This window comes from Mesorhizobium sp. WSM4830 (assembly GCF_055811495.1).
The window spans coordinates 132,920-158,861 of record NZ_JBVVQI010000012.1 but is presented as its reverse complement, the minus strand read 5'-3'; the positions used below and the strand labels follow the sequence as shown (position 1 = coordinate 158,861).

27 protein-coding genes and 2 pseudogenes are annotated in these 25,942 nt (G+C 63.3%); 13 read left to right on the top strand and 16 right to left on the bottom strand.

Going from position 1 to position 25,942, the window contains the following annotated elements:
* Window positions 1–68: 68 nt before the first annotated feature.
* The 4 genes from AC0L2Y_RS17365 to AC0L2Y_RS17350 form a co-directional block, all read right to left on the bottom strand.
* Entirely contained in the window at window positions 69–1,178 is a 1,110-nt protein-coding gene (locus AC0L2Y_RS17365) for a Gfo/Idh/MocA family protein (protein ID WP_473558083.1), read from the bottom strand.
* A 77-nt stretch (window positions 1,179–1,255) separates the two neighbouring features.
* Window positions 1,256–2,041: a ThuA domain-containing protein gene (locus tag AC0L2Y_RS17360; protein WP_352489914.1), complete on the bottom strand. Its 786-nt coding sequence runs from the start codon at window positions 2,039–2,041 to the stop codon at window positions 1,256–1,258.
* Window positions 2,042–2,404: 363 nt separating this feature from the next.
* Window positions 2,405–3,934 carry a DUF2778 domain-containing protein gene (locus tag AC0L2Y_RS17355; RefSeq protein WP_473558080.1) on the bottom strand — a complete coding sequence of 510 codons (1,530 nt, stop codon included), beginning with the start codon at window positions 3,932–3,934 and terminating at the stop codon, window positions 2,405–2,407.
* A gap of 568 nt (window positions 3,935–4,502) precedes the next feature.
* Window positions 4,503–5,315 carry a class I SAM-dependent methyltransferase gene (locus AC0L2Y_RS17350; RefSeq protein ID WP_352489911.1) on the bottom strand — a complete coding sequence of 271 codons (813 nt, stop codon included), beginning with the start codon at window positions 5,313–5,315 and terminating at the stop codon, window positions 4,503–4,505.
* Between the two features lie 187 nt (window positions 5,316–5,502).
* On the opposite strand from AC0L2Y_RS17350, the gene AC0L2Y_RS17345 reads away from it, so the two are divergent.
* Entirely contained in the window at window positions 5,503–5,925 is a 423-nt protein-coding gene (locus tag AC0L2Y_RS17345) for a hypothetical protein (RefSeq protein WP_352489910.1), read from the top strand.
* Between the two features lie 65 nt (window positions 5,926–5,990).
* On the opposite strand, the gene AC0L2Y_RS17340 is transcribed toward AC0L2Y_RS17345, so the two are convergent.
* The 3 genes and pseudogenes from AC0L2Y_RS17340 to AC0L2Y_RS17330 form a co-directional block, all read right to left on the bottom strand.
* Window positions 5,991–7,430, bottom strand: a complete 1,440-nt coding sequence (locus AC0L2Y_RS17340; RefSeq protein WP_473558078.1) for an FAD-binding oxidoreductase — start codon at window positions 7,428–7,430, stop codon at window positions 5,991–5,993.
* Between the two features lie 174 nt (window positions 7,431–7,604).
* Window positions 7,605–8,201: a cation efflux transmembrane domain-containing protein gene (locus tag AC0L2Y_RS17335; protein WP_473558075.1), complete on the bottom strand. Its 597-nt coding sequence runs from the start codon at window positions 8,199–8,201 to the stop codon at window positions 7,605–7,607.
* Window positions 8,202–8,232: 31 nt separating this feature from the next.
* Window positions 8,233–10,153 (bottom strand): annotated as a pseudogene (locus tag AC0L2Y_RS17330) (heavy metal translocating P-type ATPase).
* 107 nt (window positions 10,154–10,260) lie between these two features.
* On the opposite strand from AC0L2Y_RS17330, the gene AC0L2Y_RS17325 reads away from it, so the two are divergent.
* The 9 genes from AC0L2Y_RS17325 to AC0L2Y_RS17285 all read left to right on the top strand — a co-directional run bounded on the left by AC0L2Y_RS17325 (window position 10,261) and on the right by AC0L2Y_RS17285 (window position 16,178).
* Window positions 10,261–10,686, top strand: a complete 426-nt coding sequence (locus tag AC0L2Y_RS17325) for a MerR family transcriptional regulator (protein ID WP_473558073.1) — start codon at window positions 10,261–10,263, stop codon at window positions 10,684–10,686.
* Window positions 10,687–10,773: 87 nt separating this feature from the next.
* Window positions 10,774–11,181 (top strand): hypothetical protein, encoded by a 408-nt coding sequence (locus AC0L2Y_RS17320; RefSeq protein WP_473558070.1) that lies wholly within the window; start codon window positions 10,774–10,776, stop codon window positions 11,179–11,181.
* Between the two features lie 130 nt (window positions 11,182–11,311).
* Complete coding sequence (locus tag AC0L2Y_RS17315; protein ID WP_473558068.1) at window positions 11,312–12,742, top strand: multicopper oxidase family protein; 1,431 nt, start codon at window positions 11,312–11,314, stop codon at window positions 12,740–12,742.
* Window positions 12,743–12,771: 29 nt separating this feature from the next.
* Window positions 12,772–13,212: a DUF411 domain-containing protein gene (locus AC0L2Y_RS17310; protein ID WP_023720628.1), complete on the top strand. Its 441-nt coding sequence runs from the start codon at window positions 12,772–12,774 to the stop codon at window positions 13,210–13,212.
* Between the two features lie 7 nt (window positions 13,213–13,219).
* Window positions 13,220–13,750, top strand: coding sequence for a TlpA family protein disulfide reductase (locus AC0L2Y_RS17305; RefSeq protein WP_473558065.1), 531 nt, complete (start codon window positions 13,220–13,222; stop codon window positions 13,748–13,750).
* Between the two features lie 13 nt (window positions 13,751–13,763).
* Entirely contained in the window at window positions 13,764–14,501 is a 738-nt protein-coding gene (locus tag AC0L2Y_RS17300; protein WP_473558063.1) for an SCO family protein, read from the top strand.
* Window positions 14,502–14,552: 51 nt separating this feature from the next.
* Window positions 14,553–15,332, top strand: a complete 780-nt coding sequence (locus tag AC0L2Y_RS17295; protein WP_473558060.1) for a DsbA family protein — start codon at window positions 14,553–14,555, stop codon at window positions 15,330–15,332.
* Window positions 15,329–15,895, top strand: a complete 567-nt coding sequence (locus AC0L2Y_RS17290; RefSeq protein WP_352489899.1) for a hypothetical protein — start codon at window positions 15,329–15,331, stop codon at window positions 15,893–15,895. The genes AC0L2Y_RS17295 and AC0L2Y_RS17290 overlap by 4 nt, the downstream gene beginning before the upstream one ends.
* Before the next feature lie 118 nt (window positions 15,896–16,013).
* Window positions 16,014–16,178, top strand: coding sequence for a hypothetical protein (locus tag AC0L2Y_RS17285; RefSeq protein ID WP_023720633.1), 165 nt, complete (start codon window positions 16,014–16,016; stop codon window positions 16,176–16,178).
* A 117-nt stretch (window positions 16,179–16,295) separates the two neighbouring features.
* On the opposite strand, the gene AC0L2Y_RS17280 is transcribed toward AC0L2Y_RS17285, so the two are convergent.
* From AC0L2Y_RS17280 to AC0L2Y_RS17270, 3 genes are read right to left on the bottom strand one after another with little or no spacing between them, the layout of a single operon-like run.
* Window positions 16,296–17,501: an NAD(P)/FAD-dependent oxidoreductase gene (locus AC0L2Y_RS17280; RefSeq protein ID WP_473558057.1), complete on the bottom strand. Its 1,206-nt coding sequence runs from the start codon at window positions 17,499–17,501 to the stop codon at window positions 16,296–16,298.
* A complete protein-coding gene (locus tag AC0L2Y_RS17275; protein WP_473558054.1) occupies window positions 17,498–18,211 on the bottom strand; it encodes a class I SAM-dependent methyltransferase in 714 nt (237 codons plus the stop codon). Before AC0L2Y_RS17275 ends, AC0L2Y_RS17280 begins: the two co-directional genes overlap by 4 nt.
* Window positions 18,208–19,275, bottom strand: a complete 1,068-nt coding sequence (locus AC0L2Y_RS17270; RefSeq protein ID WP_473558052.1) for a type III polyketide synthase — start codon at window positions 19,273–19,275, stop codon at window positions 18,208–18,210. The genes AC0L2Y_RS17275 and AC0L2Y_RS17270 overlap by 4 nt, the downstream gene beginning before the upstream one ends.
* Before the next feature lie 268 nt (window positions 19,276–19,543).
* Here AC0L2Y_RS17270 and cueR point away from each other — a divergent pair, with 268 nt between their 5' ends.
* The 3 genes and pseudogenes from cueR to AC0L2Y_RS17255 all read left to right on the top strand — a co-directional run.
* Window positions 19,544–19,942, top strand: a complete 399-nt coding sequence (gene cueR, locus AC0L2Y_RS17265) for a Cu(I)-responsive transcriptional regulator (protein ID WP_254819466.1) — start codon at window positions 19,544–19,546, stop codon at window positions 19,940–19,942.
* Complete coding sequence (locus tag AC0L2Y_RS17260; protein ID WP_473558049.1) at window positions 19,939–20,493, top strand: cytochrome c; 555 nt, start codon at window positions 19,939–19,941, stop codon at window positions 20,491–20,493. The genes cueR and AC0L2Y_RS17260 overlap by 4 nt, the downstream gene beginning before the upstream one ends.
* Window positions 20,494–20,559: 66 nt before the next feature.
* Window positions 20,560–20,652 (top strand): annotated as a pseudogene (locus tag AC0L2Y_RS17255) (phytochelatin synthase family protein); the annotation flags it as partial.
* A gap of 132 nt (window positions 20,653–20,784) precedes the next feature.
* Here AC0L2Y_RS17255 and AC0L2Y_RS17250 read toward each other — a convergent pair.
* The 6 genes from AC0L2Y_RS17250 to AC0L2Y_RS17225 form a co-directional block, all read right to left on the bottom strand.
* Complete coding sequence (locus AC0L2Y_RS17250) at window positions 20,785–21,186, bottom strand: hypothetical protein (protein WP_473558166.1); 402 nt, start codon at window positions 21,184–21,186, stop codon at window positions 20,785–20,787.
* A 101-nt stretch (window positions 21,187–21,287) separates the two neighbouring features.
* Window positions 21,288–21,584 (bottom strand): helix-turn-helix domain-containing protein, encoded by a 297-nt coding sequence (locus AC0L2Y_RS17245; RefSeq protein ID WP_473558047.1) that lies wholly within the window; start codon window positions 21,582–21,584, stop codon window positions 21,288–21,290.
* Between the two features lie 9 nt (window positions 21,585–21,593).
* On the bottom strand, window positions 21,594–23,402 hold the full coding sequence (gene atzF / locus AC0L2Y_RS17240) for an allophanate hydrolase (protein ID WP_473558044.1): 1,809 nt from the start codon (window positions 23,400–23,402) through the stop codon (window positions 21,594–21,596).
* Window positions 23,399–23,749 (bottom strand): cupin domain-containing protein, encoded by a 351-nt coding sequence (locus tag AC0L2Y_RS17235; RefSeq protein WP_473558043.1) that lies wholly within the window; start codon window positions 23,747–23,749, stop codon window positions 23,399–23,401. The genes atzF and AC0L2Y_RS17235 overlap by 4 nt, the downstream gene beginning before the upstream one ends.
* Window positions 23,742–24,410, bottom strand: a complete 669-nt coding sequence (locus AC0L2Y_RS17230; protein ID WP_473558040.1) for a cysteine hydrolase family protein — start codon at window positions 24,408–24,410, stop codon at window positions 23,742–23,744. The genes AC0L2Y_RS17235 and AC0L2Y_RS17230 overlap by 8 nt, the downstream gene beginning before the upstream one ends.
* Complete coding sequence (locus AC0L2Y_RS17225; protein ID WP_473558038.1) at window positions 24,410–25,942, bottom strand: ABC transporter ATP-binding protein; 1,533 nt, start codon at window positions 25,940–25,942, stop codon at window positions 24,410–24,412. The genes AC0L2Y_RS17230 and AC0L2Y_RS17225 overlap by 1 nt, the downstream gene beginning before the upstream one ends.

Here is a 25,942-nt window from a genome sequence, read left to right as displayed (position 1 = left end):
ACTCTTCCTTCACAGGCGTCGGTTCCTGCCGTGAACGGCCGAGATTCGAACTCGGTCGTTCAAAGGGATCAGTTTTGTTTCGACCCTGACCGCCCCGTCCGACGGCGAGGGAAACCAAGCCTATCGCGCATCGCGTGCGTGCTCAATTCAGCCCTCTTCCCATCCGAGACGACTGCGAGGTCGAGGACCTTCTGCAATTCGGCCGCGTGGCGAAATGACGGTTCGGCCTGGACGCCGTTGCGGACTGCATCGACGAAGCGCTGGTAGTTGGTCGCCACCGTTCCGGCGTCGAGAACCTGCCATTTGGCGTTCTCGACGTCTTCGCCGATGCAGGCTTTCAGCTGCGAGCCGGTCAGATTGTGCACGACTTCGATGCCGCCCTTGTCGCCGTAGATGCGCAGACGGAGTTCGTTCAAATGGCCGGTCGCCCAGCGGCTGGCATGGACGACGCCGAAAGCGCCGTTGCTGAAATCCAGCGCCATGGTGAAACTGTCATTGGCATCGAGTTCGTACTCGCCGATCCGGTTGCCCGGCGCCTTGTCGAAGGATCTCAGCCGGCAGAACACATGGTCGATGTCGAGCGCCGCGCCATAGCTGGCGAAATCGAGAATGTGGATGCCGACGTCGCCCAGCACGCCATTGGAGCCGTGGCCGCGCGACAGCCGCCACAGCCATTTCGGATCGGTGCGCCAGTCGCCCCAGAACTTGGACACCAGCCAGCTCTGCAGATAGGACGCCTCGACATGCCTGACCGTGCCGATCTCGCCGGCCAGCACCATAGCGCGCGCTCTCTGCAGCGGCGCGACATTGCGATAGGTCAGGTTGACCATGTTGATGATGCCGGCCCGCTCGGCGGCATCGGCCATTTCACTGGCCCTCTGGTAATTCTCGGCGAGCGGCTTTTCGCACAGCACCGGCTTGCCCGCCGCGATCAGCATCATGGTGGTCGGATGGTGGATGCGATCGGGCGTCACGTTCGCCACCGCGTCGAACTTGCCCCATGCCAGCGCCTCGTCCAGCGACGCGAACCGGTAGGGGATACCGTAGATGTCCGAAAACTTGTCGACGCGCGTACGGTCGAGATCGACGGCGCCGATCAGTTCGACGCCATCGATCTTGCCGAACTGCCTGGCGTGCTCCTCCGCCATCCAGCCGGTACCGAGTATCAACAGGCGCATGATTCTTATCCTTAGGACAGAGCTTTATCTTCTTGTTCGATCATGGATTTCCCGAACCAACGGTTCGGGATCGCAGCCTAGCGGAAGCCGGCTTCGCCGGCGGAATGAAGTTTTCCGCCGCGCTCGACGATCGGCTCGAGCGCCTTTTCCACCGGCACGTTCGGCGCATCGAGGATGGCTGGATTAGAGCCTTGCGGGTTGTGTGCCCATCTCACCGCATTGCGCAGCACCTTGTGGACGTTGGCGTCGTGATAGGTCGGATAGGTCTCGTGGCCGGGCCTGAAATAGAAGATGTTGCCGGCGCCGCGGCGATAGGTCAGCCCCGACCGGAACACTTCACCGCCCTGGAACCACGAGATGAACACGGTCTCGAGCGGCTCCGGCACGGCGAACTGCTCGCCATACATCTCCTCGTTTTCGAGCTCGAAATACTCGCCGATCCCGGCAGCGATCGGGTGGTTGGGGCTGGTCACCCAGAGCCGCTCGCGCTCGCCCGCCTCGCGCCATTTCAGCGTGCAGGGCGTGCCCATCAGCTTCTTGAATATCTTCGAGAAATGGCCGGAATGGAGAACGATCAGCCCCATGCCTTCCCAGACGCGGCGCGCCACGCGCTCGACCACTTCGTCGGCGACGGCGCCATGATCCTTGTGCCCCCACCACAGCAAGACGTCGGTCTCGGCCAGACGGTCGGCCGGCAGCCCATGCTCCTTCTGCTCCAGCGTCGCCCACGATACCGAAATCTCCGGGTCGAGCTTCAGCGCATTGGCAATCGTCGCGTGCATGCCCTCGGGATAGATGCCGGCGACCACCTCATTGGTCCGCTCGTGGATATTCTCGCCCCAGACGACAGCGCGTATTGTCATGATGTCCTCGTGATTGTTTGAAGCTGGAGCCGCCCCGGCCGGTCAGTCATAATATCCTCGGCCGGGAATGAAAACCGTTTCGCGGCCGGCTGCTGACAATCTGTTGGAAAGCGGGCGGGAACGTCCAGGCGGCAAAACCAGCAATGCCGGCGGGACAGCGCCCCCTCTGTCCTGCCGGACATCTCCCCCACTTGTGGGGAGATTGACTGTCATCCGCGATTTCGCCAATCGCCAACGTTGCAGGATGGCGACAGACAAACGCGAAGTCCGATCTCCCCCCTTGTGGGGGAGATGTCCGGCAGGACAGAGGGGGGCGCGAAGGATCGCTAAAGAACGGCTTTCGTAGTGCGTCGCCGCTACCGTCTAAGCGCCGCGGCCCTCTTGGGCGACGCGTGTCAGCGGCTTCGACAGGCGCGGCACCACGACGAGGCGCTTGATCTTGCCCTTCTTGTAGGCGGCGAGGAAGCGGGCATAGTCCTTGAAGACGACGCAACCATTGGATTCGGCGCGCCCGCCGCGCAGCATGTAGGTGTGGGCGAGCAGGCCGTCGCGGCCATATTTGTTGCTGCCGCTGGCGGGGGTGAGACGCAGGGCCTCGACGCCGTGGAAGCGTGATTCCCGCAGCGTCAGATTGTAGGTGTCGGGCGGCGTTGGACCGACATTCTTCTTGTGAACATAGCGCGGCTGGTCGACCATCGCGCCCAGTCCCGAATGCGCCTCCAGCCGCGAGCCGTCGGGCATATAGACGGTCTTAGCCGAGATGTCGTAGACGGCGACGCCGCTGCCCATGTTGGGCGTGGTGAACAGGTTCCTGAAGGCCCCGCCGAGACCGCCGGAAGGCATGTCGGGCTTGGCATAGGCGAGCATGTCGCCGCCCTGCGTCTTCGACCGTTTGCCCGGCTTGCCCGACACCGCCGGCACTGCCGCTTGTGACGAATTGCGAGGCGACAGGCTGCCGGGTTGCGTTTCGGCCGGCGGAGCGTCGGCCGTCTGGACCTTGCTCGCCCTGGATGCCTGGGTCTTGGATGCCTGGGCCTTGGATGCCTGGGGCGGCTCCGTTTTTGCTGCTTGATCCTTTGGCGCCCGGTCTTTCGGCGCCTGGTCTTTCAAGGCTTGAGCGCGAGGCGCCGGCTCATCGATGTCCGCCCGCGGACGCAGCGTCGGCAGCGGAATGCTGTCGGGCATGTCGTCCTGCGGCGGCAGCGAGGCCAGTTGGACCTCAGGTTCGTGCGGCTCTTGCGAAGACGCGGGCTCGCTTGCCGCGACGGCTGCCGGGAGCACGTCGATCATCTGCTCCGGCAATGTATTCGCCAGCGCCAGCGCCAGTCGCGACGAGCGTTCGATCTCCGCCACCTCCGGCCCGAAGCGCACCGATGCCGGGCCGTTCGGGTCGGGTATGCGTACCGGCTCGGCGAACCGGGCGTCGGCCGGCAGGCTTGCGAGCATGACGGGTGAGCCGGAGGAGGCACGGGCAAAGGCGGCGGCAAGCTTTTGCGGCGACAGCGCGGCTTTGGCCACCACGTCGTCGAAGCTTGGATGCCGCGATGCGGCGGCGACAGGCGGCACGGCATTGCGCTTGAGACGCGCCGATTTTCCCTGGTGAACGAAGTTCGACGCCGACCGCAGGCAGTTGGCATCGCATTCGTGCTGCAGCAGCCGGGCCGACAGCGCTGCGTTTGCCGCGGCCCATGTCGGGGCCTGCGCCTTTGCAAGGCTGCGGCGAGGATCGGCGAGCGCGATGGTGCGCGGCGCGAGCAGGCTTTGCGGAAGACCGTTGGAAGCGGCGGTGAGCGAGGTTGCCATCGAATTGAGGCCGGCCAAGGTCGCTACCGACCATAAAGCAATGGCTGCGCCGACGGCCGGAACCGCGACCCAGCGCAGGCCGGGCCTCATCGAAGTCAATCCAGTTGCAGGACTGTCACCCCGGGTTTTCGCACTTACAAACGCCATTCAACCACTCTCAATCGGCCGATGCCGGCTAGCGGATTTCGCAGCCGTGACATTCACAGTTCGCCTGGTGCCCCCAGCACACTTCGCGTCTGTTGCCGATTGATTCAAAAGATGGACAAAGTTGGTTAACCAATCCCTCTACCGACCGCCGATTGGGCGACGGTCACACCGAAAAACGCCCTCCAAAACCTGCATAGTTGGCAAAACTGCCCTCCAATGATGACTTTGCTGCCCGTTTTTGTCGGCCGAGTCAAGAAAGCGAAATGACTAGACCTTGCTGGGCGGAGTTGGCCATGGCTGCCAAAACGAAGTCCGGCCGACCAGAATCGCGCGGCCGGCAGCCGCCGCCATCAAGCCCCGGCTATCGGTCAACGGCCACTTGTCGAACCGCCACTTGTCGACTGCCACGCGGGCGAATGAACGGTTAACGTCTGAGAATTTGGGATAGCGGCAAGATGTTTACTGCATAGCAGCTGAATGTCGCGAAGGCTGGAACGGGATATTCAAACACCTAGGCTACAGCCATGACTATGTGAGCCTGAATTTTGGCAGCAACCTCGCCGCTGCCATGCCTGTCTGCAATTGCGGCTGCGGCATAGTCGGTTGCAGCGTCCAGCCTTCCCGCCTCCCTGGCCTCGATTTCGTTGCGAAGCAGAGTGCCCTGGCAATAAGCAACGGCCGGAAGGCGAGGAGAGGAGGCACGGCTTTGTTCGGCCCTCGTCTCGATCACCACACCGGAAAAGCCTGCATCCTCCAATTCGCTACGGATCAGTGCCGTATCGTGGTAGCCATGCGGCGTGCGTGCCAGAAAGCGCGGCGGATCGTTCGGAAAAATCCTCGCGAGAGCATTCGTCACATCGTCCGCAAATACATTCTCTTCGATGCGATCCCATACGCTGAATAGAAAATGTCCTCCGGGCTTCAGGACTCGCCGGGCCTCGCGGTAGGCAGATGAGCGGTTGGGAAAGAACATCGCACCGAACTGACAACAAACGAGATCGAAGGTCGCATTTTCAAACGGCAGCGCCAGAGCATCCGCCTGACGCCATTTGATGCGATCGTCGGGAGCTTGCTGCGAAGCGGCGTAGTCGAGCATCGGCTGGTTGAGGTCGGTTACGACATAGCTTGCACCGGGGGACAGTTTTGGCACCAATGCGCGGGTGACAACCCCGGTGCCCGCGGCGGTTTCCAGAACGGCGCTTGGCGACAAGGACGCTGCTCGTCGTGCAAGATCTGCGGCGAACGGCTCGAAAATCAACGGCACCATATAGCGGTCGTAGTTTTCCGGAATTGAGCCAGCGAACACCTTGTCCGTTTCTAACATTGCTATCCCCGTCGCCCGTTTGATGGCTCGCCAGCATAGCATGGAATTGTTTGCCATTCGGTCGTATTCGACCGGGAGGCGGTTCGCTCCCGGAAGCTCTCAAACGCCGTGCTGCAATTACCTGCATATGTGCTAATGTATTGCAGCCATGCGCATTGGTGCGTGGCCAATATAATGGGAGGATGCGATGAAAACCATAAATCGCAGGTCTGCAATTGCGCTCGGCGTGACGGCGGCCGCGGTAACGCCTTTGTTCACGCTGGCGGCAGCTGCAAAGGTCAAGAAATACGGCCCGAAGGAAGGCAAGGAAATAGCCCCCGGCGTCAGGGTGGTTGAGGTCGGCACCGGCAATTCCGATATCCCCGCCTACAAGAGCATCTCAATTGTCGATGTGGTCTTTCAGCCGGGAGCAACTGCTCCTGCAATGGTAATGGACAACGACATGGTGTGCACCATTGCCGCCGGTGAATTCACGATCAAGAAAGCCGACAAGCAATTCAAGCTCAAGGAAGGTGACGTCTATACCTGCTCCAAGGGCAAGACCGACGAGGCAGCCAACACCAGCAAGGTGGTCGGCATCCACCGCATCGCCGTCTTGATACCTGCCTAGCGCATGCCAGCGAAACCGGCCCGCGTCCTCTTCGGAGACGCGGGCCTTTTGATGAGGTGCCTGGCCTAAGCGGCGCGCAAATTTTCCACGGGACGCAAATTCTGGTTCATGCGGAACAGGTTCAGCGGATCATAGCGCTGCTTGATCTCCAGAAGCCGCTGATGGTTTCCGCCATAGGCCGCTGCGACACGGTCGACTTCGTCGTCCGGCATGAAGTTGACGTAGACCGTGCCAGCGGCGAAGGGCCTCGTGCTTTCATAGATGCCGCGCGCCCAGTCGATGCAGGCGCTGTCCATTGCCGGTTCGCGCCAGCGCGCGTGAACATTCATGACGTAGTGCGCGCTGCGTTGCGGAAACGCCGTTGCATCCGCTGTCACACGGCCCGCGGCACCGCCGAGATGGGCGAAGAATATCTCGCATTCCGGCCCCGGAAGCCCAGGTATCGCGGCCGTGACGACCTCGATCGCGCTGTCGGACAGCTCGGTGAAGTCATGGCTCTTCCAGTAGTTTCGAGCACCTGGCGCCAGCAGCGGATCGAATGCCTGCTCCCAGCCGGTGAACGGGTTAGGACCGACAACATCGGCAATCGGTGTGCCGATGGCGCGAAGCCTTTGCGTCGCCTTCTCGCCCTCCTCGAGGTCGCCGCAATAGCACATAGCCAGGACCAGCACCTCCTTGCCATGCCATCGCGCCGGCAGGAACGGCAGCGGTGGCGCCTGCCGCATGACCACCCAGCAGGTCAGCTCATTGGGCGCTGCTTCGAGAGCCGCCCGGTACTCACGCAGCACGTTTTCGGCGTCGGCAAAAGGATGAACGACAAGTCCCGACAGGACCTGTGGACCGACCTGATGGAGCTTGAACTCGAAGGCCGTGACGACGCCGAAATTGCCGCCGCCACCGCGCAGCGCCCAGAACAGGTCCGGATTTTCCGTCTGGCTGGCGCGCAAAAGCTTGCCGTCTGCGGTGACCACGTCGGCGGAGAGAAGACTGTCGATGGTCATGCCGAATTTCCGCGTGATCCAGCCGAAGCCGCCGCCCAGGGTCAGGCCTGAGATGCCGGTGGTCGAGTTGATCCCGGTCGGCACTGCCAGTTCGAAAGCCTGTGTTTCCCTGTCCACATCGGCGAGCGTCGCTCCAGGTTCCACCCATGCCCGCCGCGTCGCCGGATCGACCCGCACCGACTTCATCGGCGACAGATCGATCATCAGGCCGCCATCGCAGACGGCGCTGCCGGCGATGTTGTGGCCGCCGCCGCGAACCGCGAGCAGAAGCTTGTTTTCCCTGGCAAAATTCACGGCAGCGATAACGTCGGCAGCGCCGGCGCAGCGCACGATCAGCCCGGGCCGCCGATCGATCATGGCATTCCAGATCGTCCGCGCTTCGTCGTAGGCGGCGTCGCCTTCACTCAGGACAGTGCCGCGCAGTTGCGCCGAAAGCGCCTCTAGGGCCGCGGCGTCGACGGTCGTCGTGCCGCGCTCAAGTGTGGTGAGGCTCATGCTGTCCATGGCTTTCCTCCCGATTTTGCTTATGAGCCGTTTCTCCCTCCGCCCGCTTTGCAAGTGTGCGCTTATATTAGAAATCACGCAAGTTTATGGATGACCGCAGACCGGTCTGCGGGCCTGCATTGGCGCCCCTGCATGGGCGCATTCGCAAGCCGGCGCCACGCTGGACATTTGGCTTCACGAAACGGCTCGGTGCTCTTCCCGAGCGGCCTCCCAGACCTCGCGCGCCGCGTCCGCGTTCAGTGCCGCGATTCCCAGGCCGACGATCAGATCCGGCCATGCCGATCGCCACAGGAAGGCCGTCACCAACCCGGCCAGTATGATCGCGATGTTGGCGACGGCGTCGTTGCGGGCCGAGAGGAATGCCGCCCTGGTAAGACTGCCGCTGTGACGGCGGTAGCGCGCCAGCATGTAGGCGCATGACAGGTTGACCGCCAAGGCCCCCAACCCTGCCAGCGTCAGCGCCGTTGGCTGCGGCGGCACCGGCATGTTGAACTTTTCCCACGCGGTCCACAGCGTCGCCAGGCCCGGCACCAAAAGGATAAGCGCCAGCGCCATTCCGACCCGCGATCGGGCACGCAGCGACCATCCCATGGCGAGCAGTATCAGGAGATTGACCGAGGCATCTTCCAGGAAATCGACGCTATCGGCGAACAGCGACACCGAGCCGATCGCCAGCGCCACGGCGAATTCAATGCCGAAATAACCGAGGTTCAACAGCGCGACGACAAGCACCACCCGGCGAAGGCCGTCCGACGTAATGGCTTGTTGCATGGCCTGTCCTGACGTGATGGTGTTGGTGCTCTTACCAGTTGTTTTTCCAGCGCAACAGCCGCACGGCATTGGCTGTCACCAGCACCGTCGCCCCGGTGTCGGCGAGGATGGCGGGCCACAGGCCGGTGATGCCGGCGATCGTCGTCACCAGGAACACCGCCTTCAGCCCCAATGCCATTGTAATGTTCTGTTTGATGTTGGCCATGGTTGCTTGGGACAGCCTGATCATAGCGGCGACGTCTCCGACGCGTCCATGCAGCACCGCTGCGTCAGCCGTTTCAAGAGCGACATCGGTGCCGCCACCCATGGCGATGCCGACATCGGCCGCCGCAAGTGCCGGCGCATCGTTGATGCCATCTCCGACCTTGGCGACCCTGAGCCCCTGCCGCTTCAACTCACCGACGATGCGCTGCTTGTCCTCGGGCAGCAATCCGGCGCGCGCCTCGATGCCGAGTTGCTTGCCGATTGCAACCGCGGTGCGCTTGTTGTCACCGGTCAACATGACTGTTTTGATACCAGCGTCAGTCAGCGCCTTCAGCCCGGCGAACGCGTCCGGCCGGGGTTCATCGCGCATGGCGATGAAGCCGGCAAGAGCGTCGTCGATTAGCAGCACCGACACCGATTTTCCTTCATCGTTGAAGGCCGCGATGCGTGCAACCTGGTCGGCCGGCAGCGGGCTTATCTCGCCGGCAGCGACCGTCGAGCCCAGAAACAGGCTTTTGCCGCCAATACGACCGATTACCCCTTTGCCACCGAGCGCCTTGGCATCAGCCGCAGGCGGCACGGGAACCTTGTCGAAACCGGCCCTTTGGAGGATGGCCAAAGCGAGGGGATGGCTTGAGCCGGTCTCAAGCGCTGCCGCGAGGGAAAGGACCTGACGTTCACTGGCGCCCACTGCAACGACATCGGTGACCTGTGATCGCCACGAGCGCCGCGACGGCGACCACGCCGGGCATGTACCAGCGCGAGAAACGGTCGATGAAGCGCTCGGTGGGCGCCTTGCTTTCCTGCGCCTCCTCGACCAGCTTGACGACCCGTGCAATCGTGTTGTCGGCGGCGCCCGCCGTGACCTTGACGCGCAGCACGCCGTCGCCGTTGATAGTGCCGGCGAAAACCTTGTCGCCAGCCACTTTACGAACCGGGACGCTTTCACCCGACACAGGCGATTCATCAATGGCGCTGTCACCCTCGGTGATCTCGCCATCAGCCGGCATCCGATCACCGGGCCGCACCAGAATGATGTCCCCCACGGACAGACTTTCGGCCGGCACCTCGCGGGTCGTCCCATGCACTTCGACTAGCGCAGTCTTGGGAACCAGTGTGGTGAGCGCCTGGATGCTGGAACGCGCCTTCCCGGCGGCCACCCCTTCCAGAAGCTCGCCGATTAGAAACAGGAAGACCACCGTCGCCGCTTCCTCGCCGGCGCCGATGATGACGGCACCGGTGGCCGCCACGGTCATCAGCATTTCGATTGTGAACGGAATGCCGGCGAGTGCGGCCATGACCGCTCGGCGCGTTATCGGCACGAGTCCAATCAGCATAGCGGCGATGAAGGCCCACGGGCCGGTCGCGGGCCAGGCGTAGTGAACCGCGAAAGCCACCGCCAGGGCGACGCCGCTGGCGATGGTCAGGCCGCCCTTGGCGCTGTTCCACCATGGCCCCGACATCGGCGCATCATCGTTGCCATGCAATCCCGCTAATTTCTTGTCGTGACTGTGCGTTCTGTGGTCGTGGTCGGCCAATTGATCGGAGGCCGGCGCTCCAGACTTGGCGGTCACCGGTGCAACAGCGTAGCCGAGGCCGGTGACTTTCCTCTCGATCGCGTCAAGATTGCTTTCGGGAGTATGAATGACCGTCAGAGTCCCTGCCGAAACGGACACGTTAACATCCTGCACGCCAGGCATCCGCCGCACAGCCGTATCGACTTTGCTGGCACAGCTGGCGCAATCCATGCCTTCCACGCGGAATTTTGTCTCTTGCCCGATCTCAGCTATCTCGCACCTCTTGTAACTTTGAACGCGACGCTACATCCTCTAGTGACTAGAGGAGCAAGCGAAAAATGCCAGCAGGTGTGACCATCGGTGAAGCAGCCCGACGCAGCGGCGTGAAGGTTCCAACCATCCGCTACTATGAACAGATCGATTTGCTTCCAGCCCCCGCCCGCAGCGAAGCCAATCGCCGGCATTATGAAGCGGCCGACTTGCGCCGGCTCGCCTTCATCAGGCACGCGCGAGAGCTTGGGTTCGAGATCGAGGCCATCAGGACGCTGCTGACGTTGCAGGATAATCCCAATCAGCCCTGTGGAACCGCCGACGCCATCGCCCAAGCCCGTCTGGCCGATGTCGTCCAGCGAATACGCAGCCTTACCGCATTGAAGATCGAGCTGGAGCTGATGGTTGAGGGCTGCCGGCAGGGGAAAGTCTGCGAATGCCGTGTGATCGAGGTGCTGTCAGATCACGATCAATGTGAGCATCCTCATCATTGATTTGCCAAAGCAGAGCCCCTACCAGCGCCGATGTCGCGGCATGCGGAGCTTGCAAAAGCCGCACTTTGCAGTCAACCTGAGCGGATGATGGCACGTCTGTCACCAAAACACCTTCTGACTATGCTGCTCGCGATCCTCGTGACCGCCGGGTTCAGTCTGTCAGCCGCCCAGGCTGCCGTCATGTCGGCGAGGATGGCGATCGACAGCCGCATGATGATGGCCGCAGATGCCGGCACCACAGACGCCGACATGGCCAAGATGGCCGATGCCAAGGGCGGCGACTGCAGCGCTTGCCTCAAGAGCTCAGCCGACAACGACAAACCGATGCAATGTGCGCCGACCTGCGTCGCACCGGTTCTGGCGGTGCTGCCGCAAGCTCTCCTTGTAACGGGACTGCCGCAGGCCGAGCTGCCGCCGGCGCTTCCCGCCGCGTTCCTGCATGGGCGAAGTCTGCTGCCCGAGCCATTCCCTCCAAGACCCAGCGCTCTCGTCTGACGCCGTTCTGCCGTTTCCGCGGTTGATTGACGGCGTTTGATCGCCCGCTTGCGTGTACTGCGCAACGGGCGCGGCAGCAATTCAATCGATGTCGCGACCTTCGCCGTCGATTACCGCAGGGGTCACAAGGGTGAATTCCGTTTCAAGTCCGTTCATAACGCGCCGCAAATTCCTGTTTGCGGCAGCGAGCATTGCCGCCTCCGCAGCGATCCGCCCTGCACTGGCTACCGACGAACACCGGATCAGGGTGGCGCCGGGCCAGGCACGGCTCGTCGGCCCCGATGGCCCGCGCACTCCGGTATGGGCCTATGATGGCACGGTCCCTGGCCCGACACTGCGCTTGCGCCAGGGGCAGCCCGCTCGCATTGTCGTCGAGAACGGACTGGGCGAAAACACCACGGTTCACTGGCACGGCATCCGGCTGCCGAACGCCATGGACGGAGTACCCGGCCTGACGCAGAAGCCCATCAGGCCCGGTGAAAACTTTATTTATGAATTCACCCCGCCCGATGCCGGCACCTTCTGGTATCACCCGCACGCCAACAGCCTGGTTCAGCTCGGCCGTGGCCTTGCCGGCGCGCTGATCGTCGAGGAGGCCGAGCCGATCGCCGTCGACCGCGACATTCTGTGGCTGCTGCAAGACTGGCGGCTTGCGGCCGATGGACAGATCGCCGCCGGCTTCGGCAGCGCGATGGATGCCGCCATGTCCGGCCGCGTCGGCGGTCTCGTGACCCTCAACGGCGCGCGCCCGGCGGACCAGAAGGTGCGGACCGGCGAGCGCCTCCGGCTGCGGCTGGCCAATGCATCGCTCGCCCGCATCATGGCCCTGAGCTTCGAAGGCCACCGGCCGGTTGTCATCGCCATCGACGGCCAGCCCTGCGATCCGCACGAGCCTGAAAGCGGCCGCCTGGTGCTGGCGCCTGCGATGCGCGTCGATGTCCTGCTCGACCTGCAGGGCGACCCCGGCAGCCGGCACGCGGTGATCGACGATTACTACGATGGCCTCGCCTACACCCTGACCACGCTCGCCTACGACGCCGGAGCGCCGCTGCGCGACCATCCTCTCGATGCGCCGCTTCGCTTGCCGGCCAATCCGCTGCCGGCCCCCGACCTGGCCAGGGCCGAACGGCATGAAATCGTCCTGCAGGGCGGCATGATGGGCGGCGGTAAGCTGGCCGGCGTCGGCGGCATGATGGGCATGGGAATGCCCGGCATGAACGGTACGGCCGCCTGGGCGATCAACGGCATGTCGATGACCGGCGACGGCCACGCCGGCATGGCGCCGCAGTTCACACTGAAACGCGGTGCCACCTGTCACCTCACCATGCGCAACGAAACCGCCTGGTGGCACCCCATGCACGTCCACGGCTTCAGCCTGTCGGTGCTTTCGCGCAATGGTTCGCCGGTGCCGCACCGGCAATGGCAGGACACGGTGCTGCTCGCCCCCAAGGATACGATCGAATGCGCCTTCGTTGCGGATAATCCGGGTGACTGGATGCTGCACTGCCATGTCGCCGATCACCAGATGGCCGGCCTGATGACCGCGTTCCGCGTGACCTGAAACTTTTTATCCAACCAAGGAGAACTGCAATGAAACTGACCTACCGCCTAGCCGCACTGTCGCTGCTGATCGCAACGCCCCTGCCCGCCTTCGCCGCAACGATCAACGCCGTCATGTACAAGAACCCGCAATGCAGCTGCTGCGAATCCTACGCCAACTATCTCGAGCACAACGGCTTCAAGGTCGACATCAAGCCGGTCAACAATCTCTCTCAGATCAGTAGCGATGCCGGCGTACCTGCCGACCTCGAAGGCTGCCACACGCTGATGGTCGACGGCTATGTCGTCGATGGCCTGGTGCCGGTCGAGATCGTCAAGAAGCTTTTGACCGAACGCCCGGCGATCACCGGCATAACGCTGGCCGGCATGCCGACAGGCGCTCCAGGCATGGGTGGTGAGAAGCAAGGCCCCTTCGTCGTCTACGCCTTCACCAAGGACGGCAAGGCGCCCACCGTCTACGCGACCGAGTGAGGCTGTTGTGAGCAAACTCGCCATGGTCCTGGTTGGCATGCTGCTGGTGGCATTTTCGCTGCCGGCATCAGCCGCCGAGCCACCGCAGAACTTCGTCGTTAACGAGGCGCCCGTCCCCGTACCGGAAATCAGCTTCGAGGACGGCAATGGCAAGCCGAAAACGCTTGCGGATTTCCACGGCAAGGTCGTGCTGCTCAACATCTGGGCGACGTGGTGCGCGCCCTGCCGCAAGGAGATGCCGACGCTCGATCGTCTGGAGGCCAAACTCGGCGGTCCGGATTTCGAGGTCGTCGCGCTGTCCATGGACCGTGCCGGTCCTGACGCCGTCAAAAAGTTCTATGGCGAGATCGGCGTCACACACCTCGCCCTCAACATCGATGTCTCGGGCAAGGCAATGTTTGCCATCGGCACCGTCGGCCTTCCGGCAACCCTGCTGATCAATCGCGATGGCAAGGAGATCGGCCGGCTGATTGGGCCGGCCGAATGGGACGCGCCCGACATGGTCGACTTCATCCGCAGCCGCATCGCCGCCGAGTGAGAAAGGAACAGATATGTCCGGGTTGAAGGCTCGCTGCGTCGCATCGGCTTTGAACGAATGGAGGTGTTTGCGGCTAGGCGTAATTGCCATTGCGGCGCTGACCGCGGGCTTTTCGTATCAGGCCCAAGCCCACTCACTCGACGAAATCGACGCCATGCTTGAGGGCGACGAGAAATATTTCCAGACGATCGACAAGCCGGCGCCTGAATTCACGCTGCGCACCGCCGAAGGGCGTGCCGTGCGAACGGCAGATCTGCGCGGCAAGGTGGTCGTCCTCCACTTCATCTACACATCGTGCCCGGATGTGTGCCCCCTGCATGCCGAGAAGATCGCCGAAGTCCAGAAAATGGTGAACGGTACGCAGATGAAAGGCCAGGTCAGCTTTGTGACCATCACCACCGACCCGACCAGGGACACGCCAGACGTGCTCGGCAAATACGGGCCGGCGCACGGGCTCGATCCCGTCAATTGGCTGTTCCTGACCACGACCCCGGATCAGCCGGAGGATGCGACCCGGAAGCTGGCGGAAGCCTTCGGCCACAAGTTCACGCTTACGGATGATGGTTATCAGATGCACGGCACCGTCACCCATGTGATCGACAAGGAGGGCCGCTGGCGGGCGAATTTCCATGGCCTGAATTTCGCCGCGGTCAATCTCGTCACCTTCGTCAATGCGCTCACCAATAATGTCGAGCGCCCGCACCATGAGCCGGAAACGGGATGGTGGGCGAAGATCAAGGGCTTGTTCTGAGGCACCATTCACACGCCGGCGGTCCGGCGAAAAAGAGGGAAGGAGAACCCTGTGATCCACAAGTCCAATCCATTGCGCGCAGCCGTCGGCAAAATGGCCCGTGCATTCGTCCTGGCCGGTGCGACGGTCTGGCTGGCGCTCGGTCTTCACGGTCAGGCGATCGCCGCGGGCGAGATGTCCCAGGACCAGTTCGACCAGCGCGTCCACGATTACATCCTGGCGCATCCCGAGGTCGTCATGGAGGCGCTGCAGAGCCTCGATGCCCGCCAGCGCGAGGCCGCGGCAAAAGAGGCGAAAGCCGCCCTGGCGGCCAGGGCCGACGAGATTTTCCGGGACCCGGCGAGCCCGGTCGGCGGCAACGCCGAAGGCGACGTCACCGTGGTCGAGTTCTTTGACTATAACTGCCCCTATTGCCGGCAAGTTGCGCCGATCATGGCGCAAGCCATGGCCGACGATCCGCAGCTCAAGATCGTCTACAAGGAATTCCCGATCCTCAGCACGGATTCCGTATTTGCTTCCAAGGCGGCTCTCGCCGCAGTGCGCCAGGGCAAGTACATGGCATTCCACAAGGCCTTGTATGCGGTGAAGACGCGGGTGACCGAAGCGGTCGTGCTGAAGGTCGCTGCCGACGTCGGGCTCGACGTGGCTAAAATGAAGACCGACATGCAGCGGCCCGATATCCAGGCGTCGATCGACCGGAATACGCAACTGGCCCAGGCGCTGAAGATCAGCGGAACGCCAAGCTTCGTCGTTGGCGAGCAGATTTTCCCCGGCGCGACCGACCTGGCAACGATGAAGAAACTGATCGAGCAGGCGAGGAACAGCAAATGAGCCGGATATGCTACCCAACCCGGCGGACGGTTGTTCTGGGCAGCGCCTTTGGCGTCGCTGCGGTCGTCGGCTTGCTCAAGAGGCCGGATTTGGCGATCGCCGCGGAGGATTCCGATCTGGTGCGCCGTTTCAAATATCTCAGCCAGAACGGCAACAGCACGTGTTCGGCCAAGTTCACGGAGTCCATCGCCACCATGCCGGCGATGTCGCGGATCACGGGCTCGTGCTGCAGCCCTATGGAGACGAAGCGCTATGCCGAGCAAGTGAGCGGCCTGGCCAAGTACCGGGAGATCGCGATGATCCCCAGCGATCCGTACGACATTCCGGCCGGCATCGCACAGAAGATGCTGCCCTACTACGATGTGAAACTCTCCGGCGACGAGCAGCAGGCCTATGACTATGCGATGGCCAATTCCAACGAGAAAGGCCCATGCTGCTGCCCATGCTGGCGCTGGAAAGTGTATGGCGGATTGGCGAAGTTCCTGATCCGCGAGCACGGTTTCACCGGCAAGCAGGTCGTCGACGTCTGGGATCTCTCGGACGGCTGCGGCGGGGGTTTGTAAGACGACCAGGACGTGGTGGACACTCCGGTTGGCAGGACACGGCGGCAGGGCGGCCGATCGGGTTTCCTCGTCGTCTTGACCGAATTCCCCGGCGAGCTAATTGCCTTCGCAGTCGCCGATGCTTACCGACGAAGGCGGGCCTTCACTGACCGTAAAGGTGATTGCAATGATGAATGGTCCAATGGGTACATGGATGATGGGCGGCATGGCGCTCGTCTGGGTCCTGGTGTTCGTCGCGCTCTTGCTCGCGATTGCAGCGCTGGTCAAATACCTGCGAACCTGAAGCCGTAGGGCGCCTACGACCATACGATAGCAAATTCCCAGCAGAAAGGGCCCATGTTGCCGCCGATTGCCGCCGTGGCATGTAAGGCGACAGGGCAGCACGAGGCCGCGTCACTCGTCAGGCAAAGCCTGGAACCGGCTTGGTCTTGCCGCTCAGTTGCGCGCCCAACGTCAGGGTCTGCGGAAAATTCCGGACGATCGCCGCCATCAAGGTGGCGCTGCCGGGACGAAGGGCAACTCCGGCAAGGGCCGCGGCGGCATAGACCCGCGTCGAAAACAGTCTTTTCCAGGCCGCCTCATAGCGTCTGGCGGCAGCCTCGCGCCCTGCCCGGCCACTTGGCGCGGATGCGAGTTCGCAAGCCAGCAGCCAGCCGGACTGAAGCGCCATCGAGATACCCTCGGCGATGACTGGGTGAGACTCTCCGGCTGCGTTGCCGACGCGGAAGATGTCCCCTTCGTAGCACGAGCGAATTCCCGGCCGGATCGGACCCGCGGCAAGCCACGGACCGTCGAGGCGCGCCGGTTCCAGGGCGTCTCTCACGCCCCGGCATGAGTCCACGACATGGCGGGAGACCGCATCGGCGGCCGACACATGTCCACGTTGTTTGCGTAACCGCGCGAGCATATCGCGGCGAATGCAGCACGAGACCGACAACTGGCCGTGATCCGCCGAGACCATGCCACCATAGCCGCCGGGAAAAGCCAGCAGAGGCATCAAATCCGGTGCGAGCGACGACCCGGTGAAATGCGCCTTGAAGCCGAGCAGGTCCGACGGGCGATTGGCCTTTGCGAGCTGGCTGGGCAACGGTCCCGGTTCCCAGGAGCCGTGTGCGGCGACAATCACCGGTGCACGCAACATGGTCGTTTCCTCCCCGGCTTGAATTCGCACCCGTTGCATCTGACCATCCCGGTGGATGGCGACGGCGCGGCAGGGCTGGAAGATTTCGACACCCGCCGAGCGTGCCGCCTGCAAAAGCAGGGAATCGAGAATGTCGCGGCCGAGCGCCCGGCCGAAGCCGTCTTTTGCACGCGGCTCGCTTCCTGCAAAAGGCATTGCCGCCTCGACGCAGGTCTCGCCGGAAAACAGGCCGACGCGGCGGATTTCGGGGCCGGCATTGGCGTACCAGGCATCGCCGATCTCCAGCCGGTCCAGCAGCGCAAGATTGCTTGCCGAGATATATTCGCCGCAGACCTTGCGGCGCGGAAATGCGGTCTTTTCCACAATGGCCACGACCCATCCGTGCCGGGCCAGCGTGAGCGCGGCGGATGTGCCCGCCGGGCCGGCGCCGATGACGATGGCGTCATGGGTCGACAATCGCGTCATGGCTCGTCACTGGCGCTGGCGCCGACGAAGATGTGGGAAAACAGGCCGGCGCGCCGTTCCTCGACCGGTTTGCCGTTGGCCGCAAGCCAGAGGCCGGAAAGCTCGCTGCCGCGAAAGCCGGCACGCACGCTTTGCGCCGCGTCGTTTCGTGTGACGTCATTGGCGCCGATTGCCGGCAGAAGACGGGTCGTGGCCAGCGGCAGTTTCGCCCGCAACGGCTCTGTCGCCAGCAGCAACGGGGCTTTCGGCCTGATAAGCGAAAACAGGCGCACGAGCTGCGCATCGTTGAGATGATGCAGGAACAGATTGACGGTGACGGCGTCGAACCGTGCGCCCTCGAACTTTCCTGTCCAGTCGAAGACATCGGCGGTGATCCCTTCAGCCTTCCATCCCAGCCTGTCAAAATCATCGCGCAATTGCGCGGTGACGAGGTCGACGCGGTCGAGCATTGCCAGTTCGACCCCAGGCCAATGCCTGGCCATGTGCCGCGCCACTGCCAGCATGAAGGAGCCATCGCCGGCGCCGATCTCCAGGATGCGGCGTGGCGGATTTGGCACAAACCTCTTGAGCAACGACGTCATGATCGGCACCTGAAACATCAGCATGTTGATGCGACGAAGGTCGCGGCGCGCGGTCAGCGCTCGCGGATCGTCGGCCGCAAGTCCGTCGAGGATTTCCGGCGCAAGCTGCCGATGCTCCAGGCTGCTCATGACACGGTTCGAAAGAGCATGGTTTCGGCCGTCAGCCCGGGCCCGAACGACATGCCGCAGCCGAGCAGGCCGGGTGGCGCCTTCAACATCTCTTTCATCACGAACATGACTGTCGCAGACGACATGTTCCCATACCGGCGCAAGACCTCACGCGATGGTTCCAGCGCGGTGGGTTCGAGTTTCAGGGCCCTTTCGACGGCGTCGAGCACCGAACGTCCCCCCGGGTGCACGGCCCAAAGGTCGATGTCTTCCGCCGATCGACCGCCGAGGATGGCGGCCTGGTTGCTCCGCAACGCTTCATGAATCGCTGCCGGCACCTGGCCGGAAAGAACCATTTCGAAGCCGTGGTCGCGAATGTTCCAACGCATCAGGTCCCGCCGTTCCCTCGCCACCAAGCAGTAAAAGCTATCGAGCTCGATGCCGGCCGGCTCGGCAGTGATGAGCGCAGCCGCGCAGCCATCGCCCCAGAGGCAGAACGACAGCAGTTTTTCCAGCTCGGTGGTTTCGCGCAGATGCATCGTGCAGAGCTCGATATTGACCAGCAGGACCTTGTCCTGCGGCTCGGAGCGGACGATGTGGCGGGCCAGCTTGAGGCCGTTGATCGCCGCATAACAACCCATGAAGCCGATCATCGTGCGTTCGACCCCGTCCGGCAGCCCGCAACGCGCAACCAGCTCGAGATCGATGCCCGGCGCCGAAAAACCGGTGCAGGTGGTGACGATGAGATGGGTGATGCGGGAAGCGTCGTCGCCAAGCTGCAATCCGTCGATGCCCTTTTGCGCCAGGACGGGTGCGGCATCGTCGAACATCGCCATTCTCATCGCCGTTCCGGGAAACGCGCCGCGGATAAAGGTCCCGGCCAGGTCGGCGGATGGTCCTTCGGGATCGGACGCCGGCGCAAAGCAGGAATAGCGGTGCTCGATGCCGGCAAGATCGGCCATGCGTTCGAATATCCTCCGGCGATCGGCCGCGAGCATGGAGGCCGCGAAACGCAGGTAGAATTGATGAACCTCGTGCTCCGGCACCGCTGTCGCGATCCGGTTGATATAGGCCTTGACGGGCATATTCTGTCTCCTCGGCGTCTGCACGGTGTAGCGTCGGGCCACCGCCGGAGGGGTTGCTCATCGGTACCCGGTGTCGAACGCCGGGTTTTGAGCACTGTTCGGTAAACGTTTCCGAGAACTGATTTCTTCCCGAAGGTTCAGTGTGCGCTGTTGGCAGGCAAACGGTTGGAGCGGGCGGGCGGTTGCGTCGGGCATCCAAAATCGCCACATCATGTTGACCTTCCATCCACTGGAAGGCCTATTTCCTCCGACAAAGGAGATTTCCGTCATGAACATCGGCGTCGCATCCGAAAAATCCGGCTTGCCGGCCAAGACGATCCGTTACTACGAGGATATCGGGCTCTTGCACCCGGCCCGAACCGACAACGGCTATCGCGATTACTCGACCGCCGATATTCACCGGCTGCGCTTCCTGCAGCGCTCGCGAAGCCTGGGGTTTTCGGTCGACGAATGCCGCCAGCTGCTGTCGCTGTACCAGGACAGGGAACGTGACAGCGCCGACGTGAAGGCGATCGCGAAAGCCAAGCTGGTGGAGATCGACAGGAAGATCGCAGAACTGGTCGGATTGCGCGGCTTGCTCCACCATCTGGTCAGTCACTGCCACGGCGACGAGCGGCCGGATTGCCCGATCATTGACGAGCTGGCAGGACAAGGCGTGGCCCAGTGAGGCTCGCAGCCGCTGTAACGGTGCTGTCGCTTGCCTGCGTCTCAGTCGTGCTCGCTGCCGCCCATTCGGGCCGTGATGGGGTCATCGAGGCTCGCCAGGCCTCGATGAAGGAAATGGCCGCGGCGGCAAAGGCGATCGCCGGGATGTTCGACGGCAAGCAGGCCTATGACGCCGTGGCTTTCAAGGCGGCGGCCGAGACCATCCGCGCCCGCACCGGCCCTGCCTTGATTGCCGAATTCCCCAGCGCGACGTTGGGTGCGCCTTCAGGCGCCAAGCCGGATATCGACTCCGCCCGCGCGGAGTTCGAAGCACTGGCTCGTCATATCGGGACGCTGGCCAGCGCCCTGGCCTCCGACGCCGAGCGGGCGCCGCCTCGCATCACCGACGATATGAGAATGGGTTCCGGCCTGGCAATGGGCGGTGGCAGCCTGCTTGGCAAGCGGCCGGCGGCGGAAGCCGATCCCGCTAAATTGCCGGCAGAGCACCTCCTGCATCTTATCTTGCAGGATTGCTCGAGCTGCCATTCCAAGTTCCGGCAAAGGACCATGTGAAAGCCCACCGATCCGCGAGATATATTGCTGCAGGACCGGATGGCTGCTTGGTCGGGTGCGGCGCTGGACTACAAGCCTTGGCTGATCGAGCGTGACCGCCTGTTCTCAGCCGTTGACACGATCGATGGCGATGGCGGCACAACGCGCGGCTTGCTGCTTTTCGTAACACTGTTCGGGACAGCGACAGGACGCGCATCGTTCCAGAGCGTGACAATAAAAGTCCAATGTCGGCAAAGTGGTGGGACCGGACGTTCTCAATGCGGCTTTAAGAGCGAAGCTGAACGGACGCGATCAGTTCGCGCTGTCACGCGAGACCAACATCACAGTCGGCGGGTCATCTGCGACGACGTCCAGACAGGTCGATCCAGTCACGCAGCGAAAGTGTTTCGCTCCCCGATAGCTGTCTTTAATCGCGGGTTGATGGAGTAGAAAGTCAGCACCTTCGACCTGATAGAGAAAATGCTCCCCAATCAGCCCTTGTCGGGTTATTGGCAGATCCTCGAGGTTCAAGACGTGCTCGTCGCACATTCTCATAACATAGCTGGCATGAAAGTGGACACGAAGCGCCTTGGTTTTATCGTGTGGCACGATGAACGTCGCCAAAATCGCGTCGCCGTCAGAGCGAAGGCTGATGAGGTCGCTGACGCTGCTTCTGATCGGCGTGTCTAAGGACAACGGTATATACAGAACCAAAGGGGGCCTCCGGCGGATGACGGTCGACGAGTGGTCGCAAGCAGTCAGTCCAGCTATCATCATACGACCTAGGCCGTCGACCTAATGTCCCGGCCCGGCGCTTAACTCGATGCGGCGCCATGCGGCCGGCGATATCCCACTGAGCGCTTGAACTCGCGCCCGAAATGACAGACGTCGCAGAAACCGCAGGCCTCGGCGACCTCGGCCAGCTTACGGTTGCTCCGCACCAGCAGCGATTGCATCTGCATCAGCCTCTCACGCATCAGCCACTGGTGCGGGCTTGTCCGCAGATTCTTTTGGAATAACCGCCGGATCTGCGAGGGGCCGAGGCCGGCAAACACGAAGCTGGTCCGCCGCCGTCCGAGCGCTTCCGGGTTCGCCGCGCATGCGACGGGCATTCTTTGTCGTCAGCTCCGCTGCAGCTGACCCGCCATGAAATTGCGCCAGCCGCCGAAATGCGAAATCTCCTCTGCATCGGTGAGGCCGGCACTTTCGACGAGGAAGCCTTTCGGCGAAGTTCCGTCATCGAGCAGAAGCGTGCCGATGCCGAGCGGCGGCGGGATCGCGGCGACGAAACGGCCGAAGGCTTGCGGCGACAGCCGCCAGACTTCGACCTCGATCGCTGTCCCCTTGCCGTTGCAGCTGCGCTCGAGCCCCGGTCGCGGCACCGACTGGCCGGCGAGCGCGTAAAGCCGGTAGAGCGGCGCCGTACTGGCAGCCCGGGCGAAAATCGCGCCGAGTTGCTGCAGCTGGCCGTTCAGCGCCATGCCCGACAGATGCGCGCCGACGACGGCCAGTTCGATCGTGCCTTCGTCCACGTCTACGCAAGGGTCGCCACGCTGCGGCAGCGGCCAGCCTGTAGCGCCCAGCGCAAGGCCGCTTGCCGCATGGACATCGCGCGCAAGCGACGCCGTCAAATGGTCCTTGCCCGCCGCGGCAAGCAAGGTGACGCTCGTCGGAAAACCGTCGCTACGAATTCCGGCCGGCACGGCTATGCCGCACATGTCGAGCAGGTTGACGAAGTTGGTGTAGGTGCCGAGCCGGCTGTTCGTGACGATCGGATCGGCGAGAACCGCCTCGACCGTGTAGTGGGTCGGCGCGGTCGGCACACAGAAGAGATCGACCGAGGTGATGACCGGCGCAAGCCTGGCCTTGTAGGCCTGCAAGGCATAGAGCCCGTTGAAGGCGTCCGCTGCGGAAAGCTTTCGCGCGCCGCCGATGATCTGCCGCGTCACCGGATGCATGGCGGCCTCGTTGGCGTCCATGAAGTCCTTGATCGCGGCATAACGCTCGGCCACCCAGGCGCCTTCGTAGAGCAGGTTGGCGGTGGCGTAGAAATCACCGAACGGGATTTCGACCAGCCTGCAGCCCAGCGTCTCCATCGAGGCAAGGGCGGCCTCGAAGCCCGCCTGCATCGCCTCGTCGCCGAAGAAGGTCCAGTCGGCCCTGGCCGGCACGCCAACCGTCAGCACCGGCGGGCACGCGGTAAGCGGTTGGACGCCGAGGTCACGCGAATAGGGATCGGCGTCGTCCTTTGCCGCCGCCGCCTCGAACACGTGGTAGGCGTCGTCGACGGTGAGCGCGAAGACCGAGACGCAGTCGAGCGTGCGGCAGGCCGGCACGACGCCGGTGGCCGACAGCGCGCCGACGCTCGGCTTCAGCCCGACGATGTTGTTGAGGCCTGCAGGTATGCGGCCCGAACCGGCCGTGTCGGTGCCGAGCGCGAACGAGACGATGCCACGCGCCGTCGCCACGGCCGAGCCGCATGAGGAGCCGCCCGGCACCAGCTTCGGGTCGATCGCATTCCTCGGGATTGGATAGGGCGTGCGCACGCCGACCAGGCCGGTGGCGAACTGGTCGAGATTGGTCTTGCCGACGACCAGCGCGCCGGCGGCCTTGAGCCGCGCGACGACTGTGGCATCTTTCGCCGGCAGATAAGCAAATTCGGCGCAGCCGGCCGTCGTCGGCATGCCCGCAACATCGATGTTGTCCTTGACCGCGAACGGTACGCCCCACAGCGGCTTTGCCACGGGATCGAAGAGGCCGAGCTTTTCCGCCTCGGCCAGCATCTCCGCCCTGCTCGCCAGATGGATGAAGATGCCGGGGTCATCGGCCGCTGCGAGCCGCGCATGGACCGTATCGATTATCTCGCCGATGCTGACGCCGGCCCGATAGGCAGCGTGCAGGCTCGCAATATCGAAATGGATCTCGCTCATTCGGCCTCGCCCAGAATGACTACCGGCAGGTTCCACTGAATGAGCACCACGCAGCCGTCTTTTGTCCATACCGAATGCTCGGTTCCGACCGGGTTCAGGATCACGCTGCCCGCGGCATGATCGCCATTCTCGTCGCTCTGTGTGCCTTCCAGCACGATGATCGTTTCCAGCCCCGCATGGCGATGGCGCGGCACGCTGGCGCCGGGCCGGTAGTTCAGGATCGCGACCGACGGTTCCGTCGGTCCGCCCTTGAGCAGCCAGTGCGCCGTAATGCCATCGCGGAAATGCCCGAACGCCAGATCGCGCCAGCCACCATTGAGGAGGCCGGCAAAGGCAAGGTTAGGCATTGGCAATCCCCTCGAGCACTTGGTCGGTTGTCGCCGTCCAGCCGACGATGGCGCCCTGCGCCCTGATCATGGCCAGGGCGGCCGCCTTGAACTCGGCAAAATAACTCTCGGTGGCATCCTCCGCCAGCAGGCATTCATAGCCGCGGTCGTTGGCCTCGCGCATCGTCGTCTGCACGCAGACCTCCGTCGTCACCCCGGCAAAGACGAGTTGCTGTGCGCCGAGCCGCTTCAGCTCGTCGCCGAAGCTGGTGGCATAGAACGCGCCCTTGCCCGGCTTTTCGATGACGATCTCGCCAGGCAGTGGGGCAAGTTCATCGAGGATCGCCGTTCCCGGCTCACCGACGATCAGCACGCGACCCATCGGCCCGACATCGCCGATCCGGATCGACGGGTTGCCGCGATTGCGCTTGGCTGGCGGCAGATCCGAAAGATCTGCCTTGTGGCACTCCATCGTATGGATGACCGGCAGCCCGGCCGCGCGAAAGCCCTCGATCAGCCTCTTCACCGTCGGCACGATCGCCGTGATGCGGCTGACGTCGTTGCCGAGGCTGGCGCCGAAGCCGCCGGGTTCGGCAAAGTCGCGTTGCATGTCGATGACGATCAGCGCCACCGCCTCAGGCCTGAAGGCAAGCGGAAACGGCAGCGCCTCGATCTCCGCCATCAGTGATGTCCCGCCATGTGCTCGCCGATCGTCTGCACGCTCGCCTGCGCGATCGGCGTCTCGTAGACCAGCGCGCCGTCCGACATGACGAAGATGCGGTCCGAGAGCTCGAGCAGCTCATCAAGGTCCTCCGACATTAGGAGCACTGCGGCGCCGGCATTGCGCGCCTTCATGATGCGGGCGCGGATTTCGGCGACGGCGGAGAAGTCGAGTCCGAAGCAGGGGTTCGACACGATGAGCAAATCGACCTCGCCGGTCAGTTCCCGCGCCAGCACCGCGCGCTGCACATTGCCGCCCGAGAGCGACGAAATCGGCGAAGCGAGGGATGCCGTCTTGACCTTGAACTGTTCGACTAGGCGGGCCGCGTAGTCCCTGATCGCACTCATCCTGATCCAGTTGACCGGCTTGCCGGCCTCGTTGAGGTCGAAGGTGCGGAAGGCCATGTTTTCCGCCACCGTCATCTTCGGCGCGCAGGCATTGCGCAACGGCTCCTCCGGAATGAAGCGGACATTGAGCGTGCGCGCCTCGCTGCGGCTGGCGCCATAGGGCGAGCCTTTCACCAGAACGTCGCCGCCATTGCGCGCCCGCTGTCCGGCTAGCACTTCGAGAAACTCCTTCTGGCCGTTGCCGGAGATGCCGGCAATGCCGACGATCTCGCCGGACTTTACATCGAGCTCGCCGATGTCGATGGTTTTCAAGCCGGTGCGGTCGGGCGCCTTCAGCGACTTTACCGTCAGCACCTGCCTGGCGCCGGCCGGCACCGGAGCGCGGCTGTCGAGCGCGGCGATCGGCTGGTCACCGATCATCATCGCCGCCATCTGCTTGTGCGAAAGCTCCGAGACTTTGCCGGTTCCGGTCAGCCTGCCCTTCCGCAGCACAGTGATGTCGTCAGCAAAGGCCGTCACCTCGTGGAATTTATGCGAGATCATCAGCACGGTAAGGTCGCCGGTCCTGGTCATGTCGCGCACCAGGCCAAGCACTTCCTGCGCCTCGCCGGGAGTGAGCACCGAAGTCGGCTCGTCGAGCACCAGGAAACTGCGGCCGAGATAGAGCTGCTTGATGATTTCGAGCTTCTGCTTCTCACCCGCGGCAAGCTCGGCAACCTTGACGTCGAGCGGCAGCTTGAACGGCATGCGCTGCATGAATTGCGCAAGCGCGGCGCGCTCCTTGCGCCAGTCGATGATGCCGGGCACCTTCTCGCGCGAAATGACCAGGTTCTCCGCACCGGTCAGCGACGGGACGAGCGTGAAATGCTGGTAGACCATGCCGAGCCCTAATGCCGAGGCGTCCTTGGGACTGGCGATTGCGACCTCGCGGCCTTCGACCAGCATGTCGCCGGCGGTCGGGTGGTAAAAACCCATCATGCATTTGACAAGCGTCGATTTGCCGGCGCCGTTTTCGCCGAGCAGCGCATGAAACGATCCCGCCGGCACCCTGATCGAGACGTCGTCCAGCGCGGTGAAGGCGCCGAAGCGCATGGTCATGCCGATGGTCTCGACGCCGACGGCTTTCTTGCCGATGCTTCCACTCAA

Bases quoted from the DNA above. Each gene is read 5' to 3' on its own strand.
- AC0L2Y_RS17365 (WP_473558083.1), bottom strand. From the start codon at position 1,178: ATGCGCCTGTTGATACTCGGTACCGGCTGGATGGCGGAGGAGCACGCC.
- AC0L2Y_RS17360 (WP_352489914.1), bottom strand. From the start codon at position 2,041: ATGACAATACGCGCTGTCGTCTGGGGCGAGAATATCCACGAGCGGACC.
- AC0L2Y_RS17355 (WP_473558080.1), bottom strand. From the start codon at position 3,934: ATGAGGCCCGGCCTGCGCTGGGTCGCGGTTCCGGCCGTCGGCGCAGCC.
- AC0L2Y_RS17350 (WP_352489911.1), bottom strand. From the start codon at position 5,315: ATGTTAGAAACGGACAAGGTGTTCGCTGGCTCAATTCCGGAAAACTAC.
- AC0L2Y_RS17345 (WP_352489910.1), top strand. From the start codon at position 5,503: ATGAAAACCATAAATCGCAGGTCTGCAATTGCGCTCGGCGTGACGGCG.
- AC0L2Y_RS17340 (WP_473558078.1), bottom strand. From the start codon at position 7,430: ATGGACAGCATGAGCCTCACCACACTTGAGCGCGGCACGACGACCGTC.
- AC0L2Y_RS17335 (WP_473558075.1), bottom strand. From the start codon at position 8,201: ATGCAACAAGCCATTACGTCGGACGGCCTTCGCCGGGTGGTGCTTGTC.
- AC0L2Y_RS17325 (WP_473558073.1), top strand. From the start codon at position 10,261: ATGCCAGCAGGTGTGACCATCGGTGAAGCAGCCCGACGCAGCGGCGTG.
- AC0L2Y_RS17320 (WP_473558070.1), top strand. From the start codon at position 10,774: ATGGCACGTCTGTCACCAAAACACCTTCTGACTATGCTGCTCGCGATC.
- AC0L2Y_RS17310 (WP_023720628.1), top strand. From the start codon at position 12,772: ATGAAACTGACCTACCGCCTAGCCGCACTGTCGCTGCTGATCGCAACG.
- AC0L2Y_RS17300 (WP_473558063.1), top strand. From the start codon at position 13,764: ATGTCCGGGTTGAAGGCTCGCTGCGTCGCATCGGCTTTGAACGAATGG.
- AC0L2Y_RS17290 (WP_352489899.1), top strand. From the start codon at position 15,329: ATGAGCCGGATATGCTACCCAACCCGGCGGACGGTTGTTCTGGGCAGC.
- AC0L2Y_RS17285 (WP_023720633.1), top strand. From the start codon at position 16,014: ATGCTTACCGACGAAGGCGGGCCTTCACTGACCGTAAAGGTGATTGCA.
- AC0L2Y_RS17280 (WP_473558057.1), bottom strand. From the start codon at position 17,501: ATGACGCGATTGTCGACCCATGACGCCATCGTCATCGGCGCCGGCCCG.
- AC0L2Y_RS17275 (WP_473558054.1), bottom strand. From the start codon at position 18,211: ATGAGCAGCCTGGAGCATCGGCAGCTTGCGCCGGAAATCCTCGACGGA.
- AC0L2Y_RS17270 (WP_473558052.1), bottom strand. From the start codon at position 19,275: ATGCCCGTCAAGGCCTATATCAACCGGATCGCGACAGCGGTGCCGGAG.
- cueR (WP_254819466.1), top strand. From the start codon at position 19,544: ATGAACATCGGCGTCGCATCCGAAAAATCCGGCTTGCCGGCCAAGACG.
- AC0L2Y_RS17245 (WP_473558047.1), bottom strand. From the start codon at position 21,584: ATGCCCGTCGCATGCGCGGCGAACCCGGAAGCGCTCGGACGGCGGCGG.
- atzF (WP_473558044.1), bottom strand. From the start codon at position 23,402: ATGAGCGAGATCCATTTCGATATTGCGAGCCTGCACGCTGCCTATCGG.
- AC0L2Y_RS17235 (WP_473558043.1), bottom strand. From the start codon at position 23,749: ATGCCTAACCTTGCCTTTGCCGGCCTCCTCAATGGTGGCTGGCGCGAT.
- AC0L2Y_RS17230 (WP_473558040.1), bottom strand. From the start codon at position 24,410: ATGGCGGAGATCGAGGCGCTGCCGTTTCCGCTTGCCTTCAGGCCTGAG.